Origin of the sequence: Anaerococcus porci, from assembly GCF_009696575.1 — a bacterium.
GTDB lineage: Bacteria > Bacillota > Clostridia > Tissierellales > Peptoniphilaceae > Anaerococcus > Anaerococcus porci.
Genome location: NZ_VULQ01000007.1, coordinates 49349 through 70503, shown reverse-complemented (window position 1 = coordinate 70503; position 21155 = coordinate 49349). Strand labels below are relative to the sequence as shown.

At 31.1% G+C, this 21155-nt stretch carries 20 protein-coding genes; 1 reads left to right on the top strand and 19 read right to left on the bottom strand.

Features of this window, described 5'->3' with window-relative positions; translation table 11 throughout:
* The first annotated feature begins 12 nt into the window (after positions 1-12).
* The gene (gene yfcE, locus FYJ26_RS06905) at positions 13-519 is read left to right on the top strand and encodes a phosphodiesterase (protein WP_154540949.1); all 507 of its coding nucleotides are present in this window, start codon (positions 13-15) and stop codon (positions 517-519) included.
* Positions 520-1319: 800 nt separating this feature from the next.
* Here the strand turns inward: yfcE and FYJ26_RS06900 are convergent.
* From FYJ26_RS06900 to FYJ26_RS06810, 19 genes are all read right to left on the bottom strand, one after another.
* Positions 1320-2000 carry a transaldolase family protein gene (locus FYJ26_RS06900; RefSeq protein ID WP_154540947.1) on the bottom strand — a complete coding sequence of 227 codons (681 nt, stop codon included), beginning with the start codon at positions 1998-2000 and terminating at the stop codon, positions 1320-1322.
* Between the two features lie 3 nt (positions 2001-2003).
* Positions 2004-3908: a PTS mannitol transporter subunit IICBA gene (locus FYJ26_RS06895; protein WP_154540945.1), complete on the bottom strand. Its 1905-nt coding sequence runs from the start codon at positions 3906-3908 to the stop codon at positions 2004-2006.
* An 11-nt stretch (positions 3909-3919) separates the two neighbouring features.
* On the bottom strand, positions 3920-4972 hold the full coding sequence (locus FYJ26_RS06890) for a glycerol-3-phosphate dehydrogenase (RefSeq protein ID WP_154540943.1): 1053 nt from the start codon (positions 4970-4972) through the stop codon (positions 3920-3922).
* Between the two features lie 117 nt (positions 4973-5089).
* Entirely contained in the window at positions 5090-5902 is an 813-nt protein-coding gene (locus FYJ26_RS06885; protein WP_154540941.1) for an SDR family oxidoreductase, read from the bottom strand.
* A gap of 1 nt (position 5903) precedes the next feature.
* Entirely contained in the window at positions 5904-6266 is a 363-nt protein-coding gene (locus FYJ26_RS06880) for a PTS glucitol/sorbitol transporter subunit IIA (RefSeq protein WP_154540939.1), read from the bottom strand.
* A 20-nt stretch (positions 6267-6286) separates the two neighbouring features.
* Entirely contained in the window at positions 6287-7288 is a 1002-nt protein-coding gene (gene srlE / locus FYJ26_RS06875; RefSeq protein ID WP_154540937.1) for a PTS glucitol/sorbitol transporter subunit IIB, read from the bottom strand.
* The gene (gene srlA, locus FYJ26_RS06870; protein WP_154540935.1) at positions 7281-7841 is read right to left on the bottom strand and encodes a PTS glucitol/sorbitol transporter subunit IIC; all 561 of its coding nucleotides are present in this window, start codon (positions 7839-7841) and stop codon (positions 7281-7283) included. Before srlA ends, srlE begins: the two co-directional genes overlap by 8 nt.
* 14 nt (positions 7842-7855) lie before the next feature.
* A complete protein-coding gene (locus FYJ26_RS06865) occupies positions 7856-8302 on the bottom strand; it encodes a transcriptional regulator GutM (protein ID WP_154540933.1) in 447 nt (148 codons plus the stop codon).
* 9 nt (positions 8303-8311) lie between these two features.
* Positions 8312-10177 carry a BglG family transcription antiterminator gene (locus FYJ26_RS06860; protein ID WP_154540931.1) on the bottom strand — a complete coding sequence of 622 codons (1866 nt, stop codon included), beginning with the start codon at positions 10175-10177 and terminating at the stop codon, positions 8312-8314.
* Positions 10178-10405: 228 nt separating this feature from the next.
* Complete coding sequence (locus tag FYJ26_RS06855; protein WP_154540929.1) at positions 10406-10765, bottom strand: DUF1667 domain-containing protein; 360 nt, start codon at positions 10763-10765, stop codon at positions 10406-10408.
* Positions 10762-12021, bottom strand: a complete 1260-nt coding sequence (locus tag FYJ26_RS06850) for an NAD(P)/FAD-dependent oxidoreductase (RefSeq protein ID WP_154540927.1) — start codon at positions 12019-12021, stop codon at positions 10762-10764. The genes FYJ26_RS06855 and FYJ26_RS06850 overlap by 4 nt, the downstream gene beginning before the upstream one ends.
* A 10-nt stretch (positions 12022-12031) precedes the next feature.
* Positions 12032-13453 (bottom strand): NAD(P)/FAD-dependent oxidoreductase, encoded by a 1422-nt coding sequence (locus tag FYJ26_RS06845; RefSeq protein ID WP_154540926.1) that lies wholly within the window; start codon positions 13451-13453, stop codon positions 12032-12034.
* A gap of 117 nt (positions 13454-13570) precedes the next feature.
* Positions 13571-15076: a glycerol kinase GlpK gene (gene glpK / locus FYJ26_RS06840; protein WP_154540924.1), complete on the bottom strand. Its 1506-nt coding sequence runs from the start codon at positions 15074-15076 to the stop codon at positions 13571-13573.
* Positions 15077-15087: 11 nt separating this feature from the next.
* Positions 15088-15660, bottom strand: a complete 573-nt coding sequence (locus tag FYJ26_RS06835) for a glycerol-3-phosphate responsive antiterminator (protein ID WP_154540922.1) — start codon at positions 15658-15660, stop codon at positions 15088-15090.
* A gap of 243 nt (positions 15661-15903) precedes the next feature.
* Positions 15904-16512: a sugar transferase gene (locus FYJ26_RS06830; protein ID WP_154540920.1), complete on the bottom strand. Its 609-nt coding sequence runs from the start codon at positions 16510-16512 to the stop codon at positions 15904-15906.
* A gap of 94 nt (positions 16513-16606) precedes the next feature.
* The gene (locus FYJ26_RS06825; RefSeq protein WP_154540918.1) at positions 16607-17308 is read right to left on the bottom strand and encodes a pseudouridine synthase; all 702 of its coding nucleotides are present in this window, start codon (positions 17306-17308) and stop codon (positions 16607-16609) included.
* A 1-nt stretch (position 17309) separates the two neighbouring features.
* Positions 17310-17624, bottom strand: coding sequence for a PadR family transcriptional regulator (locus tag FYJ26_RS06820; protein ID WP_154540916.1), 315 nt, complete (start codon positions 17622-17624; stop codon positions 17310-17312).
* Positions 17625-17664: 40 nt separating this feature from the next.
* On the bottom strand, positions 17665-20247 hold the full coding sequence (locus FYJ26_RS06815; RefSeq protein ID WP_154540914.1) for an ATP-dependent DNA helicase: 2583 nt from the start codon (positions 20245-20247) through the stop codon (positions 17665-17667).
* The gene (locus tag FYJ26_RS06810) at positions 20244-20747 is read right to left on the bottom strand and encodes a GNAT family N-acetyltransferase (protein ID WP_154540912.1); all 504 of its coding nucleotides are present in this window, start codon (positions 20745-20747) and stop codon (positions 20244-20246) included. Before FYJ26_RS06810 ends, FYJ26_RS06815 begins: the two co-directional genes overlap by 4 nt.
* Positions 20748-21155: the final 408 nt, after the last annotated feature.

Genomic DNA, 21155 nt, shown 5'->3' with positions numbered 1-21155 from the left:
GAAAGGAGATTTATGAAAATAGGAGTAATTTCTGATACACATGGGTCACTTTTTTATACTAAAAAGGCCTTAGAAAAATTAGGAAAATGCGATAAGATAATACACTTAGGCGATGTACTATATCATGGCCCAAGAAACCCTGTCCATGAAACTTATAAGCCAAAGGAATTGGCAGAGTTTTTAAAGAGATTGGATATAATTTATATTAGGGGAAATTGTGATAGTGATGTAGACTGTATGGTTACAGAAGCTGATATATACACAAAAGAAAGATTTCTAGACTTTGGTGAAGTAAAAATTTACGCAGTTCACGGCTATGAAGAAAGCCTTGATGAAAGAGTGAAAAGAGCCAAAGAGTTTGGAGCTGATACCCTACTTTTTGGGCATAGTCACATAAAAGTAATGGATAATATTGATGGAATCAATGTAATAAATCCAGGATCCACCACCCTTCCAAAAGACGGAACAAACTCTTGTGCAGTATACCAAGATGGGAAGTGGGAGTTTATAGAGCTATAATTAAGGATAAAAAAATAAAGTTAAATTACTTATAATAATGTATTATTTACTTAGTAGTTTAGCTTTTTCCCTTTTTATTGCTACAATTTCAAAAATAGCTATTAAAATCATCCACCAATATCTAAATATTCTAAATTCAAAAAAAACAAAATCTAATGCAGAACATATAATATAAGAAATGACAATCATTACTAGTGATATTTGTAAAAATTTCAAATTTAAATTTTTCATATTATTTCTACTTTTTAGTTCAATACTTTGTTTACTATATAATATCATATAAAGTTTATAGTCACAATTTTTATACTTTATCTGGACTACAGTACTTTTGCTATCACCAATTTTTTAAATTCTTAAAAAAGATATCCACAACTATATCAACGTTTCTATCGTATACAAATTTTTGATTACATCGATGAAAAGTAAAAACTTTTATGTAATAACTATTAGATATAGGTTTTAAGATTGTCATAGCAACATTATTCATTTCACTGAGACTTCTCCTTACAGTCGAAGTAATAAATGTTTTATTCACTTAATGTCAAAGTATAGTCAATCTCTAAAATTAATTTAAATTCAAGATTTACATCGAACGAAGTGAAATAAAAGCTCTATCAAAATTGGGATTGAATTGATGAAGGCCTTATGCATAGAGTCTCCTATGTTAGATAGAATATTTAATTATAGTAAGAATCTTAAACTTACTTGATACTAAGTCAAATTACCAAAATTAAGTAAGTGGTATCTTAGTAAGATAAAAGAAAAAGAACTGCAAGTTTTAACTTACAGTTCTTTTTCTTTTATGATAGGTAATCTATCATGGTTTTTTTTATATTATCCAATTTTTCAAAGTCTTTAGCAAAGTCATCAACTGCCTTGTCAACATTTCTATCGTCTACAAATTTTCTTATTACATCTGCTGAGCAAGTTAGGGCTCCTATGCCGTATTCTATAAGGGATAGGGCTTGGTTTGAGTTTTTAAAGCTTGCTGCTAAAATCTCTGTATCAAATCCATTTGTATCTATTATATTTTGGATTTTTTTTACTGTGTAAAGTCCATCATAGCCAAGATTATCTATCCTATTTACATAAGGGGCTACGTATTTTGCTCCAGCTTTCATTGCAAGGAAGGCTTGCATTGGTGAATAGATTGCTGTTGCTGTCACATTTATCCCCTCTTTTACAAGATTTCTCATAGCCTTAAAACCTTCCTTGTTTGAAGGAATCTTAATGAAGGTATTCTCTCCAAATTCTTTCACAATAATTCTAGCTTCTTTTTCAATATCACTTGCCTTATTTGATAAGACTTGTATATGAAGCTCATCATCTTTTATAAATTCTCTTATCTCTTTTAAGACGTTTTTGGGATTTTTGCCTTGCTTTGCAAGGATAGAGGGGTTTGTTGTAACCCCATCTACTTCGAAGTATTCATAGATTTCTTTTATATTTTCGATATTTCCATCATCAATTATTAGTTTCATAACTTATTTCCTCTCCTTATTTTCAAGAATTTCTTTTATTTTTGCAGGATTACCTATCTTTACAAAATCATCTACCTTTTCTTCTGTATCAAATTCAGTAGAAATCTTTGCCAATATATCAAGGTGCTCATCGCCTTTTCCAGCTATTCCTACTACAAGTTTGACATTTGAACCATTCCATTCTATACCATTTTTATTTATAATTAGAACAAGACCAGTCTTAAGTATCTCACTCTTATAATCAAATGAACCATGTGGTATGGCAAGTCCATTTCCCATATTAGTATTAAATTCTTCTTCTTTGGCATAAAGACCATCTAGATATCTTGGCGTAGTATAGCCTCCTTCTACAAATTTTTTATTTATTAAATTAAGACAAGTATCTCTATCCTTTATAGATTCATCTATTATTATATTTTCTAAATCCAGAATATCTGAATTGTTATTTGTCTTTACTTCAACTACTTCTTCTTTTTCATCTATTATATAAGATTTGTTTTCCTCATGATTTTTCCTTATAAGATTTTCAATATCATTGAATTCTTTAGGATTTATATATGATGATATAGAAATATGAGCTTTGTTAGGCTTTGCCTTTTTAGCAATTTCTGTAAGTTCAACATGAGTTACTATAAGATCTACATCAGATGGAATATTCGCTATAGCAGAATGGATTACCTCTACATTTAATCCTGCATTTTTTAATTTCTTTCTTAAAGATGAAGCAGACATAGCAGATGAGCCCATACCTGCATCACATGCTACTACAATCTTTCTAATAGGTCCATTTATCTTTTTTCCAAAAGTTCTTGGAAAATCTTCAAAAATAATCTCTTCATCTGGCTCTTCATAATTTTTATATGCTTTCTTAACAAAAAATGCTGCTACCAAAAAAGTCACAATGCATGATATTCCAACTGTTAGAATTGCCCCAAGATAATGTCCCTTTGGCGTTAAGGCTAAAACTGATATTATAGATCCAGGAGATGGTGTATAAGTTGTTCCATAATTTGTAATTTGCATGATTATAATAGCTGCTATTCCTCCAGCTATATCAGCTAAAATTAGGAATGGATTGGCTAGTACAAATGGATAAAATATCTCATGGATTCCACCAAAGAAATGAATAAGTATTGCTGATGGAACTGCATCTTTCATCTCGCCTTTTGCATATATATAATATGCTAAAAGTATTCCAAGACCAATTCCTGGGTTTGGTATTATCATAAATAAAGATGAAAAACCTTGACTTTGTGCTTGTTCAAGTCCAAGAGGTGCCATTATACCGTGATCTATTACGTTATTTAAAAACAATACTCTTGCAGGTTCTATAAAGATTGCTGATAAAGGTAAGATTCCTCTATCTATAATCCAAGAAACTCCTCCTGCCAAGATATTGGTAATCGATTGCATTAAAGGACCAACAAAAATATATGAAAGTATACAAATAATCCCCCCAACAATTCCCAAAGAGAAGTTATTTACAATCATTTCAAATCCTTCAGGTATCTTATCTTTTACCAAGTCATCGAATTTTTTGATTATAAAACCACCTAAAGGTCCCATTATCATAGCACCTAAAAACATTGCTACATCTCCACCACCTACAATAAGACCGAGGGTAACAGTTGCACCTGCTACTGCCCCTCTTTTACCATAAATCATCTCTCCACCAGTATAGCCAATCATCATTGGTAGAAGATATTGTAGAAGTGGGGAAATAAGTTTAGCTATTTTTTCATTTGGGTACCAACCTGTTTCCAAAAATATGGCAGTTATAAGACCAAAGGCTATAAAAGCTCCTATATTTGGTATTACCATTCCTGACAAAAAACCTCCAAATTTTTGGAACTTTTCTTGAAAGCTAGTAGTTAATTTATTTTTATTTTTCCCAACACTTTCAGTCATTTTGCACTTCCTCAATTTTCAAAATCGTCTAAATTAAATTTTTCCCAAGGTATATTGACCTTCTTTTCATTTGCAATTAAATCATATACATGCATAAGAAGTGGGAAGTGCTCTGGATTTATCTTTCCATCTTCTCCTAATTTATTAATACTTTCTCCCATTCTCTTTGCTATAACTACTGATTCAAGAGTTACTCCTTTGAGAGTTTCCATTGCTTTATCAAAGCTTATACCCCTACCTAGAAGAGTCCCTATTTTTCTTGTTCTTCCACCATATATTGTTACATACAAGTCACCTATTCCAAGTTCTAATTGGTTTCTATCCCCATTATAAACTTCTAAAAGCTCCCCTATTTCACGACTTGCTTGGGTAAAAAGTGCTGCTTGTGGATTATAGTGGTTTACTCCTTCCTTACCTTCTTCAACTTCTGCTATACCTACTGAAAGGGATACAGCAAGAGCATAGGCATTTTTAAGTGCTACTGAAAGCTCGACTGCCCTTATATCTGTTGATAAAGAAATATGGTAGTAATCTGTGCCAAAGATTTCTCTAAACATCTTTAATTCTTCAATCCTATTTCCACAATATCCTACTAGAGATTGGTGCTTATCAGCAAGCTCATATGAAGTACAAGGTCCGCCAACAGCATTTATCTCTCTTTTGATTCCTTTCTCTTCTAATTTTTGCATCCAATATTCTGGATAAGTTATTATGCTTCCATCAGAGTTATTAATCATTCCCTTTGTTACTGATAAAACTGGAACTTCTGGATTTATTTTCGGATAAACCTCTTCTAAAAACCAATCTACACCAAAAGATGAAACCCCACATATTACTGCATCTGCCCCATCAAGGGCTTTTTCTAATTCCTCTATATAGTAAAATTCTGTATCATGGGAAAGTTGTCTTTTTAAGCTTATATGGTATTGGCTTTTTTTACCTTCTTTTACTATGTCCTTGTCAATATGTGTCCCTACAAGTCTTATTTTGTGTCCATTGTCATGGGCTGGTATAGATAAGGCTGAAGCCATCATTCCACATCCTACAAATGTTAAAGTTTTCATAATTACTCCTTAATTAAAGATAAAAAGCAAAACCTTAGTAAATCATCCGCTTTTTATCTTTTTATATTCTATTGTCTCAAGTGTGTCATATTATTTAAATTTTAATAATACAAGTTGTTATCCTCTAGTCTTACCACCAGCAACATTTATAGTTACACCATGGATATATGATGCTCTATCACTTGCTAAAAATGATACTAGGTTTGCTACTTCTGAAAGTTTTCCACTTCTTCCTAATGGGGTTGTTTTTGTTGAAGAGTATCCTTTTCTTAGATCTTCAACTGTAATACCTCTTGTATAAGCTAGAGCAGTTTCATAAGAAATGGTTCTAAGTCCAGTAGCTTCAAGTATTCCAGGTGCTACACCTACAACCCTAATTCCATATTTTCCAAGTTCTTTTGACCAAGATCTTGTAAATGAATTTACAGCATTTTTGCTTGCAGCATAAATTGATTGCCCTTCGCTTCCTTCCAGACCTGATTCAGATGACATATTTATAATTACACCCGAATTTTCTTTAACAAAAACTCTTGCCGCTTCTTGAGCACAGTAGAATAAACCTTTAAGATTGATATTTACAACCTTATCAAATACCTTATCATCTAATTCGTATTCGCTATCTTCCTTCTTAGGATCTACAAGAAGTCTTGGAATATTAATTCCAGCATTATTTACTATAACATCAAGTGTTCCAAATTCATCAACTGCAGCTTTAACCGAAGATTTCACATCTTCTCTTTTTGTAACATCACAGATTTGATAAAGGAGATTATTTTCACTTTCTCCCTTAAATTCTGGTTTTTCACTATTAATATCACATGCTACAACCTTAGCACCTGCTTCTATTAATCCTTCTGTTACAGCCTTTCCAATTCCTGAAGCTGCTCCTGTTACTATTACTATTTTATTTTCTAAACCTAACCAAGACATATTATTCCTCCACTATTTTAATCTCTGATCCTATTTCAACCTTTATAATATCTAAACTCTCACAAACTATGGCCCCTGGAAGTAAGTCTTCAACATTTGCTGAAAGATTAACTGTTAAATGTCCTAAATTCTCAAGATTTCTTTGAGCTTCTTCTCCTACAGCAAGAATCTTTGCTTTTAATCCATCGACTTCAAAATAATCGCCTACCTTAATTTCTCCATCTACTTTTTTTATATCTATAAGATGGCAATAATCTTTTAAAGTATCAGGTGCATTATCGCCAAAGAAAATGAGCATTACACTGCCAAATTCTTCAACCAAGTCTCCTTGAGCCTTTACTTTGTTTTCATAAATTGTTTTCATCAATAATCCCTATCTTTTTTCTAATAAAGTCCAAATGATGCTAAGTATCCTACTATTACCCTTGGTACACCTATTAGAAATCTTGAATACATTACAGATACTACACCAACTTCTACTGTTTCTTTTTCTGCTTCTGCAAGGCCTAAACCTACTGGAATAAAGTCACAAGCGTTTTGTGTATTTATAGCAAATAGTGCTGGAAGTGCAAGATTAGGTGCAATGTTTCCTCTTGCAATTTCACTACCTATTAAGGTTCCTATAACTTGGCTTATAACAGCTCCAGGTCCTAGTAGTGCTGAAAGCACTGGAAGTGAGCAAACAAGCCCCAAGATTACAAGACCTACTATATTGTTTGCAAGTGGAATAAGAAGTTTTGCAAACCAGTTACCAAATCCTGAACCTTGGATTATACCTATCAACATAGATACAAAGGCCATGAATGGAAGGATCGTACTTATTACAGTTTGAACAGAATCTCTACCTGCTTGGAAGAATATATCTATAACTCTACCTGTTCCCATACCTACTTTTTGTATAAAGGAATTTCCAGATTGTTCTGCTAGAGTTTCTGAAACCTTTTTATCTGATGAATAAGTAACTTTAGACTTATCTTCTTTAGCTTCTTCTTTTGGACTAGCTTTTTTAGCTTCACTTTCTCCAAGAGCTTTTATTTGATTAAGTCCAACATCAGACACATATATATCCTCTGTTATATATTTTGCTAAGGGACCAGATTTTCCAGTTGCCATTATATTTATAGTTGGAATTCCTTTTTTAGGATATATTCCACACCTTAGTGTTCCACCACAGTCTATTATTACAGCAAATATATTTTCTTCTGGAACTGAAGTTTTAAAGCCATTTACAGCCTCACACCCTGTAAGTTCAACAATTTTATCAACTATTTCAGGTTTTGCTCCTCCACCTGTTATATATAAAAGTGTATTTTTTTCACCTTCTGGTCCAATTTCTAATGGACCACCAAAGCCTGCATGACCTTTTTCAATCCTTATCTTATTCATTGTGTACCTCCACATCTATTGCTCTTTTTAATTTAATATTTTGTTGTTTTTCAACAAATTTTGTTGTAAAGTCTGTAATCCATCCTGATAAAAAATTCATAACTAAACCTACAAGCATATATCTTATAGCTAAAGGAACTGTAGATAATCCTAGTTTTTCAACACCTTGAGCTATACCTAACCATACGAATAATTCACCTGGATTTATGTGAGGAAATATTCCGTTGTTTGTATGGCAGTGGTAAGCTGCTGATGCATAATATGAAGGTTTTTGTGCCTCAGGCAAGAACTTACCCATTGATAAAGCCATTGGGTTACCTAGCATAAAGGCTGATACGAAAGGTAAAACACCATAAGCTAAGATTTTGTTTTTCGAGCATAATTTACCAAATTTGTTAACCCTTTCAGCTCCAATAAGTGCAATTAACGCATTCATGAATACTAAAAGTAAAAGTACCTTAGGTACTATAGAAGTCATCCAACCTACTAAAGTTTCTGCACCCATTTCAAATAAACCAATAAATGATTGGGCAAGATTTACTAAAAAATCCATAAATTCTCTCCTTTTTATTTTCTATTTCTAAAAAAGCCAAAAGCTTTTTGTAGAGGCGATTTTTCCATTTTTATTTCTTCACCATTTTCTGCCTTTATAAAATTGTTCCTGGCATTTAAAATGGCAAGTCTTATATTTTTTTCAATTTTTAATTCATTTAAAATTTCTTCATCCAAGTCCTTGATATTTGCATTCCTAAATAGATCTTTTTCCTTAAACCTAGCAAATACCGATACCCCATGGATATAAGCATATTTTTTAATATTTCCTAACTCATCTACAGAAAACATAACTATGGCACCAGCCCTTATAGCTCCCTTTTTTATGCCTATAGCTACCTTTCCATCTTTTATATACTTATTAAAATAATCCCTAAAGGAGTTCATTTGTAAAAAAGTAAAAAAGTATTGTAAAAGATACATAGAAAGTATAAAGATACCTAAGTATACAAAATTAGACATTTTTTCTCCTCACCTAAACAATTCTGTTTCCTTGATAAAAAACTCCATCAATTTTGGATAAGATTTTATCTTAGAAATTTTCTCAACAAGCTTATCATCATTAGCAATCGTAACAATCTCATCATAAAGTTTTACCAAGACTTCATCTAAATTTTCTGGAACTCCTACTAAAAATATCAAATTAGGATAGTCCTTTTCATTAATTCCCAAGGCTACACTCAACTTATTTGACTTAGTATGAGGAAAGGCTACTCCCCTAGAAAATATAGTTGAAGAGATCTTTTCTCTTTTTATAATTCTTTCCTTAAAATCTTCATCTACTAGATTTTTATCAATTAAGGAATCAAGCATATAGTAAAGATTTTTCTTAAAATCCTTACCTTTAATTAAAAATAACTTTTCTTCATCCAAGTTGTTTAAAAAAACTGACTTTAAAAACCTATTGTTTAAAATCATATTTTTCTTTTCTCTTAAGTCCTCTATTCTTTCTCTAATCTTTGAAATCTTATAGATGTCCTTTCCAGATATTTGACTAATCTCAGTATCTACATCCCTATCCGTAATAAGAAGATCATAGCCTGATAAGTCAATAGAAATATCATCGATTATAGAAATAGATAAGTCATCATTTATATCTCCTGCCTTCAATTTTCTTTTTAAAGACAGGTCATTTATCTCATCTGTCGTAAAAATCGCTATCTTAAAAGCATTTTTATTTACAAGGTCGAGTTTTTCTACTATATATATTTGAAAGTAGGAGGCAAGGTAGGATTTTTCCGACTCATTTACAGTCTTTTCAAGTTTATTTTCTATAACTTTAGCTGCAATTTCTGCCATCTTGTATGCCACCCTATATTCTTTTTTAATTTCTTCATTTAGGCTATTATCAATCTTATAGTCAAGCTTTATTCTATTAAGAAGAAAATAAATGTGGTAGTTAAAATCCTTAGTAACTTTTCCAAGATCAACATCAAGATCCATCTGCCTTTTAATAGATGTAAAAATTTCACTTATAAGATTTTGTATATCCTGACCTATTTCAATATCTGAAATACTTGTAATAATAAGAGGAGTTCTCATTCCCCTCAAAGGAACTGTTATAAATTTAAGTTCATCATCACTTAGCTTAAGACCTATAACTTTTTCAACTCTGTTTTTTATATCTTCCCCTATATCTTTAATAAGGCCCTTAAGATTGTATGAATAGTCCTTATCAAGCCTATTAATATAAAAATTATTTCTAATCCTTACTATGGATACATTGAGAAATATCTTCATCCTGTCAAGGGTTTCCTCATCTACTAAATAAGGGGACAAGGCTTTTCTAATAATTTCTGAAACAAGTCTAGTGTCTTTATTTTGCCTAAAAATTTCATTGTAACAATTTTCTATAACAAAGTTTCTAATATCTATTTCTTCACCAAGAATTCCAATGCCTACATTAGGTCTTCCGGCTATCCTTATATTGTAAGAATCCATAAGTTTATTTACTTTCTCAATATCCTTATTTAAGGTAGTTTTTGAGATTATCATCTCAAATGAAAGATCCCCCATAGTCACAGTCTTATTTTCAAATAAGTTTTTTATAATATAAATAAGTCTATATTTCTCATTATTGAAGCTTTCCTCTTCTTTTCTAATTTTATTTAAAGATTTTTTGTATCTTTTATAATCATATACATATAGGGAAATTTCCTTATGTTTGATGTTGATGAAAGCACAATGCTCTAATTTTTTATTTATTTGTTTTATGTCGTTTGATAATGTTTTCTTGCTAATTTTTAACTGATCTAATAATATATCTTCATTAATAGGCTTTCTTTCAAGAAGCTCTATTAGATAAAGACTCCTATTTTCTAACTTTTTCCAAATCATATCCTCCCTCTTTCTATATGGTATTACAGATTGAAATTTAATTAATACATACTTTTTCTCGCAAGGAGAAATTCACCTTATCATTTGTTCATAGCAAAATTTTAATTAATATTTTGATTATAATATTTGTTTAAAGGAACTCGGAATAATAATTTACTAAAGTTTTTATTAATTTTTTACACAAAAAAAGACCTCAAACATAAAGTTTGAAGTCTTGATATTTTTATTTTATTTTCTATTTGCTGTTGCTATAAGGTCTATGCCTGTATTTGCTATATTATTTACTACTACATCTCCAATATGAACAGGTGCCTTGATACTTGCCTTGTTTATCTCATACATTGCCTCTTTCATCTTATCTTTTGCTATAGCATCACTTGTTTTTACTGGAACAGAATATAGTTTTCCTCCAATGACTTTAACAGTTGAAGTTACCATTCTTACAGGATTCTTAACTTCATTTCTTGCATATATTTCTCCTCTTTTGCAAGTATTTCCTGTGATATCTTGTATTTCTCCCTTATCATCCATAGTTACTATCACATTACATCCTAGAGGACAATTTATACAGGTTAATTCTTTTTTCATATTTCCTCCAATTTTATTTCTATATTACTAGCATCTTCTCCAAGATCTTTCTTTTTAAGTATGAGATTTTCCATCTCACCGGGAGCGTAAACTAGTTTTCTTTTTTTGGCTACTTCCTTACCATCTACAAACATTTTTAGGATTCTTTTTTGATAAACATTGTTTACCCTAAATCTTATTATGGCTTCATCTGCCATTGTATCCTTGTTTATATATTGAGGAAGGGTGTATGATATTCCATCTCCAGCCTTAAGGTAAATTGGCTTTTCTTTTGATTTTTTGAATTCATTTTTTATATAGGCTGCTGCTGATTTTCCTGCAAGTTCACTCTCTTCTGTAACATAATCTACCAAATCATGTACATGAAGGACATTTCCTGCTGCAAAGACTCCATCAACACTTGTCATTAGCCTATCTGATACAACTGCCCCTTTAGTCTTTGGGTCTATTTCTATATTTGCTTCTTTTGTAAGTTCATTTTCTGGAAGAAGTCCTACTGAAAGAAGTATTGTATCACAATCAAAGTGTTTTTCAGTTCCTGGTATTACTTTCATATTTTTATCAACCTTTGAAAGTGTACAACCTGTAACCCTATCAACTCCCTCTATAGAGGATATAGTTGTATTAAAGTAAAGAGGAATATTAAAGTCATCTAAGCATTGAACTATATTTCTTTTTAATCCTCCAGAATATGGCATAATTTCTGCAACACATTTAACTTCTGCTCCTTCAAGCGTCATCCTTCTTGCCATGATTAATCCTATATCACCAGAACCTAAAATCACCACTTTTTTCCCTGGCATATATCCTTCTAGGTTTATCATTCTTTGAGCTGTACCAGCAGAGTATACCCCTGCCGGACGGCTTCCCGGTATATTTAATGCTCCCCTTGGCCTTTCTCTACAACCCATTGCAAGAATAACTGCCTTTGGTTTTAGTGTAAACATACCATTTTCTTCATTCATAAGACTTATAGTCTTATCTTCCCTAAAATCAACTACTATGGTATTTAAAAGTAAGTCTATATCTCTTTTTTTAACTTCATCTATAAATCTTTGGGCATATTCAGGACCTGTAAGTTCTTCTTTAAACCTATGTAGACCGAATCCATTATGTATGCATTGGTTTAATATTCCCCCAAGCATTTCATCTCTTTCTACTACTAGTATGTTTTTTATTCCTTCATCATAGGCTTTAACTGCAGCACCAAGTCCTGCAGGACCTCCACCTATTATTACTAATTCATAATCTTTCATTATTTTCTCCTTACTTTACATGTCCTCTTATATAGTATGAACCCTTAGCATTTTTAACTACATTATCATATGGTATATCAAGTTCTCTTGCTAAAATTTCCATAACTCTTGGTAAGCAGAATCCTCCTTGGCATCTTCCAGCAGTAGCTCTAACTCTTCTTTTAACTCCATCTACAGTCCTTGCTCCAAGTGGTCTGTTTATAGCATCCACTATCTCTCCTTCTGTGACGGATTCACACCTACAGATTATCTTTCCATATCTCTTATCTTTTTTGATTAAGGCATCATGCTCTTCTAGGCTCATTTCACTTGTTTTTGGTGTTGGCTTTCTATCATAAATGAAATTTTCTTTTTCTTCTAATTTTAGTTTCTCACTTACAAGATTTGCCATATAATCTCCTATAGCTGGTGCTGAAGTAAGACCAGGAGATTCTATACCTATACAATCAAAGAATCCATCAAGGCTTTCTTTTAGAATAAAGTCTTCACCCTTTTCATGTGCCCTGTTTCCAGAAAATGATGTTATTACCATTCTTACCGGTACATTTTTAACAGTATCATTTGATTTTTCTATAACTTCTTCTATATGCTCTCTAGTAGATCTTTTGTCTTCCTTATCGTCTATAAAGTCTGATGTAGGTCCTACTAAGGTATTTTCATCTATGGTTGGTGAAACAAGTATTCCCTTACCTTTTTCAGTTGGAAGGTTAAACATAACATGTTTTACAAAACCTTTAGAATCTTTGTCTAAGAGTAAGTACTCACCACGTCTTGCCCTTATTTCGTATTTTTCATCTGAGACCTTATTATGAATTTCATCAGAATGAATTCCAGCTGCATTTACAATAGTCTTTGTCTTATATGTATTTTTTTCAGTTTTAACTATCCAATAATCATCTTCTCTTATTGTGTCTATAACTTTTTCATTGAAAACATAATCAACACCATTTATATTTGAAACTTCACCAAAAGCTATAGTCATCAAAAATGGATCTAAAATTCCTGCTTCCTCACAAAATAAGGCTGCTACTACATCATCTGTTACATTTGGCTCAAGCTCTAAAACTTCTTGCCTATTTAAAATCTTCATACCAGAAACACCATTTTCTATACCTTGGTCATAAAGTTTTTGAAGCTTATCCATATCAGCTTCACTGTGGCATAAAACTAGAGTTCCTATTTTTTTATAAGGAAAGGATAGTTTCTTACTAATCTCTTCCATCATATGATTTCCTAAAACATTCATTTTAGCTTTCATAGAACCAGGCTTCGCATCATATCCACCATGGCAGATACCAGAATTTGCCTTTGATGTTTCTGTACATAAGTCCTCATTTTTTTCTATTAATAGAAACTTTCCCTTTTTCTTTGATAAATTGTAGGCTATGGATGTACCTGTAACTCCACCACCAATAATTATTGCATCAAACATTTATTTCTCCTTTTAAGTAATAAAAAAAGCAAGTTAAAGTAAGGCTAACTTTAACTCGCTTTCTCTTTCGTATATTATTCTTATTTGTAGTATACTCTAAATTTTAGATTTTGTAAACTATTCTTCAAAATGATTAGCCCATCCAAAAGCTCTTTGCATAGCTCTTTGCCAGTTTCTATCCTTCTTATCCCTTTCTTCTTTGGATATTTCTGGAATAAATTCTTTATCTACTAATCTATTTTCTTTTATCTCATCTAGATTTTTATAAAATCCTACAGCGAGTCCTGCCAAGTAGCATGCACCTAGAGCTGTTGTTTCAAGTGTTTCTGGTCTTTCTACCTTGGTTTGAATCATATCTGCTTGAAATTGCATTAAGAAATTATTAGCACTTGCTCCACCATCTACTTTTAATTCTTTTAGACTTTCTCCTGAATCTTTCGCCATAGCTGTTAAGACATCATTTGTAAGATAGGCTAGAGATTCAAGTGTTGCCCTAACTATATGGTACTTACTCGTTCCCCTTGATATACCCACAATTGTTCCTCTTGCATAAGGATCCCAGTATGGAGCACCAAGTCCTGTAAAGGCTGGAACTACATAACATCCGTTGGTATCATCTACTTTTGTAGCCATATATTCTGTATCATCAGCAGCATCAACTATCCTAAGTTGATCTCTTAACCATTGGATAGCAGAACCGGCCACGAAGATTGAACCTTCTAGGGCATAGCTTACTTTTCCTTCTTCAAGCCCCCAAGCTATAGTTGTAACTAAGCCATTGTCACTTTTTACTGCTTCTTTTCCCGTATTCATAAGTAAGAAAGCACCTGTTCCATAAGTATTTTTGGCATCTCCAGGGTTAAAGCATGTTTGTCCAAATAAAGCTGCTTGTTGGTCACCTGCAATTCCTGCTATAGGAATTTCACCATTGAAATATCCTGGGAAAGTATTACCATATACAAAGCTTGATGGTTTTACTTCTGGAAGTATGCACCTAGGTATATTTAGCATTTCTAAAAGTTCATCATCCCATTCTAGGGTATGGATATTAAATAACATTGTTCTTGAAGCATTGGTATAGTCTGTTACATGAACTTTTCCACGAGTTAGGTTATAGATTAGCCATGTGTCAACTGTCCCAAACAAAAGCTCTCCATTTTCAGCTCTTTCTTGCCCATTTTCTATATGATCGAGTATCCATCTTATCTTTGTTGCTGAAAAATATGGATCCACTACAAGGCCTGTCTTATTTTGAATCATTTCACGATAGCCATCTTCTACAAGTTTGTCTGCCATATCAGCTGTTCTTCTGCATTGCCAAACGATTGCATTATAGACTGGCTTTCCAGTTTTTTTATCCCAAATTATAGTTGTTTCTCTTTGGTTTGTTATACCAATTGCCTCTATATCTTTAGAATCGATACCAAGCTTTGCTATAGCTTCTGTACAAACCCCTAATTGAGTTGACCAAATTTCTGTAGCATCATGTTCAACCCAGCCTGGGTGTGGGAAAAATTGGGTAAATTCTTTTTGGGCAACTGACTTAATTTCACCTTTCTTGTTAAAAAGAATCGCTCTATTACTTGTTGTTCCAGCATCTAGCGCCATTATGTACTTAGTCATACTAATCTCCTTTACATTTTCCAAACGTTGTAATTTGACGATGATACAGCTACAGCATCAACATTTAAGGCCTCGATAACATCATTTTTATCTCTAATAAGGCCACCTGCAATTATTGGAATAGCAGTTCTTTTCCCTATATCATCTAAGATTTTTGGCATAATACCAGGAAGTATTTCTATAAGGTCACAATTAGCCTTTTTTATGGTTTCTTTGACATTCTCATAAGAAAGAGAGTCTAGGACAAAAAACCTAAGAACAGATATAAGACCGATTTTTCTAGCATATGATGCATTTTGTGATCTTGTAGTAATAATTCCATCGGCATTTGTGTATTTTTTAATAAAGGATGATGAAAGGTAAGATGAAGAAAGTCCTTCTACAAGGTCTTCGTGAACAAGGACTATTTTTCCCTTATCCTTAAGTTTTTCTACTATAAGTGATATAGTTTCAATATTTCCATATAGAACAAAAACTATTTTGTTGCCATTATTTTCTTTTTTTAGGCACTCTCTTAAATCCTTATTATCTTTAATAGCCATAATCACAGGATTTTCATAAAGCAAATCAACTATATCAATCATTTATCCTCCATAAATACACAAAGCGAGCCGGTTATTAATCCTGCTCGCTTCTCCATAATATTCTTATATTTTAATAATATCACAATGTAAAAATAAATGCAATCAATTTCATGAAAAGAATCCAATATTTTCCGAAAAAAAGTGAAGTCCTATAATATTAAAATCTTTTTATTATTTTCTTTATAAGAATTTATCTTTACTTTATGAAAACATTTTATTTGTATCTAAAAGCCAAAAGGCTAATTATTTGAAATCTTCATCATTTATTTTTCCCTCTCTTATGCCTTCTCCAAATATAACAGCAGGAATAGTCTTTAAAAATAGCTTCATATCATCAATAAAGTTTACATTTCCAGCATAAAGTCCATCCATCTTAGCCTTTTGCCTAGGTGGAAGATTATCCCTTCCAGATATTTGAGAAAGTCCTGTTATACCTGGTTTTACCTTGCATGCTCCATACTTTTCTCTTAAGTCTAATAATTCAGTTTCTTTTAGGATAACTGGTCTAGGCCCTACAAAGGACATATCCCCCTTTAGGATATTGAAAAGTTGAGGAAGCTCATCAAGGGAAGTCTTTCTCATAAAAGCACCAAATGGTGTTATATAATTTTCTGGATTTTCAAGCTCCCATGTAGATGCATTCTTAGGGGCTGAAGTTGACATAGACCTAAATTTATAGCACTTAAAAGGCTTTCTATAAATTCCTGACCTTTCTTGGATAAAAAGGACAGGGGAATCCCACTCTTTTATTTTTATAATTAAGGCTGTAATCAAAATTATTGGACTAAGTAGTATTAGAGCAATTATTGCCAGTATCTTGTCCAAAATAAATTTTATGTAGTTTTCGTACATATACCCTCCACTTTTACAAGGTAAAGGCACTACTCAAGAGCGCCACTTATTTATTCCTATTTTAATCTAAACTTATTTTTTATGGAATTTTTGTTTAGATAAATAAATTCAATTCTTCTTTACTAAGTTCTCTATATTGTCCAGGATTAAGACTAGAATCAAGTTCTAAATCCCCTATAGCAAGTCTTCTAAGCTTTATTACCTCATTGTTGTTGTTGGAAAATAACCTTTTAACTAAGTGAAATCTACCTTCTGTTACATATACATAGGCTTTTCTTTCATCAAGGATTTCAAGTTTAGCACTTCTTGCTGTATAGTCATCTTCTTTAATATATACTCCATTTCTAAAAATTTCAACTAAAGAAGGATCTATTTTTTTAGAAGTTTCAACCTCATATTTTTTCCAAATATTTGAATTTGGACTTATAAGCTTATGGACAAATTTCCCATCAGTTGACATTAATAAAAGTCCTGTTGTATCCTTATCGAGTCTTCCGACTATTGATATATCAAGATTTAGGTAAAAATCATCCAAGTCTTGCATTACAGTTCCATCAAGTTCATTTGATTGACAAATAAGACCTTCTCGCTTATTCATCATAATATAAATATTGTCAAAATAGTCTACTAACTCTCCCATATAAACTACCTCATCTACATTAGGATCAACCTTTGTTGATGAATCCTTTATGATTTCTCCATTTATAAGAAGAGCTCCCTTTTTGGCGTTTCTTTTTATATTTTTTCTTGTATCAAGATTGGCATTTCCAATCATTTTATCTACTCTCATTATCATCTTAATCTCCTATAATATTTCCAACTAGTCTTTCAAGCTCTCTAAAACTTTCTTTAAATTCCTCTAAGTATTCTTCCCCTTTGGGGGTTATATAATGATATTTTCTCTTAGGTCCAAGCTTAGACTTCTCCTTTGATGAAAGGATAAGACCCTTATTGGATAATCTTTGTAGGATTGGATAAACTGTTGACTCTGTCATATTATAAAAACCATTTAGCCTTAGATTTTCTACAATCTCATAACCATATGTTTCTTTATTTTTAATTATTTGAAGAATTACCCCTTCGATAACTCCTTTTAACATTTGAGATTCCATATTATCACCTAAGAATATTGTATTACATAGTAGTCCTTTTTCAAGCTCTATCACAAAAGTAAGCCATAGGACAAAACTTGCACTCATCTCTATTACTTGTTTTTACTTCAATATTTCTCTTAACTATATTTTTAGCAAGATTATCAATCATACTTATATTAAAGTTATCTCTCTTAACTTTAATAAGCTTATCACTTTCTATAAAATAAAGGTATAAGTCTTTTATCTTTTTGTTATTATACACAAACAAGTTGTAGTAAGTAAGGAGTTGGTTTTTATATCTTTCTAAATAATTCTCATTTACTTTTCCCGTCTTTATATCAACAATCGAACCATCTTCTAAAACCACATCAATATTTCCTTGAAGTAAATAAAATCCTCTGTCAAGCTTTAGGTTAAGCTCTGATTCTTTTATATTAAAATCTCTATTTACAAAATTTTCTATTGGCTTTTGATATATTTTATTATTTTTTATAAATTCATTTACTAAATCTAATGACTTGCCCTCCTTTTGAAGATTAGTCAAAAACTCAGCTATAGCATGGACATTTGAACCAAAGATTAAAGACTTGCTTTTTTCTTTTCTAAAAGATAAAAGCCTTATGAATTTGTATTTTAAAGGACAAGACTTATAAACTTCAATGTCAGTTGTGTATGCTAATATTTCTTTTTTTACTTCTTCTTTTTCAAATTTAAGGTCAAGAGTCGATAAATTTGATGAATTATTCAGACCTTTTTGGAAATTTTTGATTTGAAAATTCTCTGAGTTATCTAAAATTACTAAAAGTTTTTTAGCTCTGGTCATAGCTGTATAGTACTTTCTGAAAAAATTTTTATACTCATTATTTCCATTTTTATCTCTTATGTTTTTAGAAAAACCCATCTTAGGACTTGATGGATTCTCATAAAGACCAGATACAAAAACTACATCATACTCAAGTCCTTTTGATTGGTGGATAGTTAAAAAATTTATAGCATTTTTTGGTGTATCAAAATCTTCAAATTCAGGAACCAGCTCATTTTTAAAGAGATAAAAAATATATCCATAAAAAAGCTCTACTGACTTTTGGTAAAAGTTAATATCAGGTCCATTTATATCAATGAAATCAGTTATAATCTCAGTAAATTTTCCTATATTTGAAAGATTACGAATAGCCTTTAGTCCTTTAAGTTCTTGGTCAAGGTAGGATTTCACTATAGGTAGTTTAAAAGATTCATAGATTATATCAGTATAAGATAAATTTTCTTTGATTTTTTCTTTTTTATTACTTATAAAACAATTTAAATCCTTATCTTTTTTGAAATTCACATCATCAAAGATAGATATAAGATAGGTCTTAAAACGCGTCTCCTGTGCTCTTTTATAATTATTTTCATTAGAACCTTCTTTTGATTTTGGCTTTCTTGAATATATGGAAAGAAGGATAAAAAGCAAAATCCTTACCTCATCTCTTCTAAAAAAAAGCTTAGATGACTTGTTTAAGACTCCTATTTTATTAAATTCAAAAAATGACTGAAGATCTTTTGGATACTTGTGTTTTAAGCTTGGAAAAAGAAAGGCTATTTGATTTAAATTAATATCCTTATTTAACTCTTTTATAATCTTTAGTATATTATCATAGTTTAAAGCCCTTGCCCTTACCACTGTATTGTGATTATTTTCTTCATCAAAAGCCTTAAGATCTTTAATCTGATCAAAGGCACCACTTTGAGATAAAAAATCCTTGGACTTATCTATAATTTCCTGATTCGATCTGTAGTTTATATTAAGACTATAAAAATTGGCCTTGCACTTAAGCTTTCTCTCGCAAGTCTTATTAAAATCTGTGAGGTTTTCTGGACTTGCTCCCCTAAAAGCATAAAGTGATTGATCATCATCTCCAAAAACCATGATATTCTTACCTTTTAAAAGTTTAAACCCTATCTCTTCTTGGATATGATTAGTATCTTGATACTCATCTATTATTACAAAATCTATCTCATCCCTGATTTTTCTCCCATATTCAAAATCATCTAAAAGATTGTAGAAATTTTTAAGGATAAGCTGATAATTAATAAGCTTATTTTCATCCAAAAAACTCGCCCATTTTAAATAAATTTCAAGACCTAATCTATCTTTTTTATCATTGGACTCCCTTAAAGCATTCAAATCTATAAGGTTGTTGGTAATATAGGAAAATATTCCCATAATTTGACCAACTTCATTATAGGAAATATAAGTGTCAAAATCATCAATATTTTTAAAGATATGAAGATTTTTTTCAAGTAAATAGCCTTCCATAGCTTGGTCAATGACCCTTTTTTCTAAAATATCCCCACTAAAGGATTTGTATTTTCTTAAAAAATTCAAGGCAAGAGAATGGAAATTCCCTATAAGCATATTGGAAGTATCAGCCTTGATATTTTCTTTTTTAAGCTCGGATTCAACCCTTTCTATAAGCTCATTGGCAGCTTTTTTGGTAAAACTTGTAACAAGAATCCTATTGGGAGCAAGACCATCATTTTTGATTAAAGATATAATTTTTCTAACTATAGTAAATGTCTTTCCAGTCCCAGGACCTGCTATAACACAAGCTGGATATTTTGATTCATTCACTATAATTTCTTGACTTTTATTTATCATAATACTAACTCATAGGCAATTCTTTCGCTTCTTCCCTTTCCATCATCTACAAAACATGGCCCAATCTTTTTAAAATCAAACTTTTTTATCAAAGATTTCATCTTAAAGTTATCTCTATGGGTATCAATCCTAACAGATGAAAGCCCTCTATCCTTAGCAAAAGCTATGATTTCGCCCAAAAACTTCTTAGAAATCCCCTTTCCTTTCGAACATTTTTTGATACTTAATCTATGTATAGTAAAAAAATCATCATGTTTTTTGAAGCCTTTTTCAATAGGCTCATAATCCTTTTCATAATCTTCTTTAAGATAAGCAAATGAAACAATTTCACCATCTACTATATAAACATAGCCTTGATTAGATTCTATATTTTTCCTTATATCATCTATTTTAGGAAGACCATTTTGCCATTGGTCTATCCCGTCTTCTTTAAGTGAAAGCTTCCCATCTTCAATTATTTCCATTACATTTTTCAAATCTTTTAATTCTGCTTTTCTCATAGCTTTATTATACTTTAATTTGATGAATTTAATATTTTAAAATACTTATTTAATAAAATAAAAAGTTCAAGGATTAAATTAGTTATACTATTTCTTAATATATAATCATAATAAGTAAACTGAAATTACAAAGTAAAATAAATCTAACTTTTATTTTTATGATATCTATCAATAAAACATTATAACTAAAAAGACTATGAGTTTTCAAACTCGTAGCCTTTCATTTTGCTATATAGAAGCTTTAATATTTAGTTTTGTTCTAATTCCTAGTTCATATATACTTTTATTAATTTTTAGACCACATCTACATATTCATTTAGCTTATTTAGAATATTAAGTAGGCTTCTAATTTCTTTTTTATTATCTTTAAAAATTTTTGTAATAGAGCCTATTGATTTAAAAGACTCT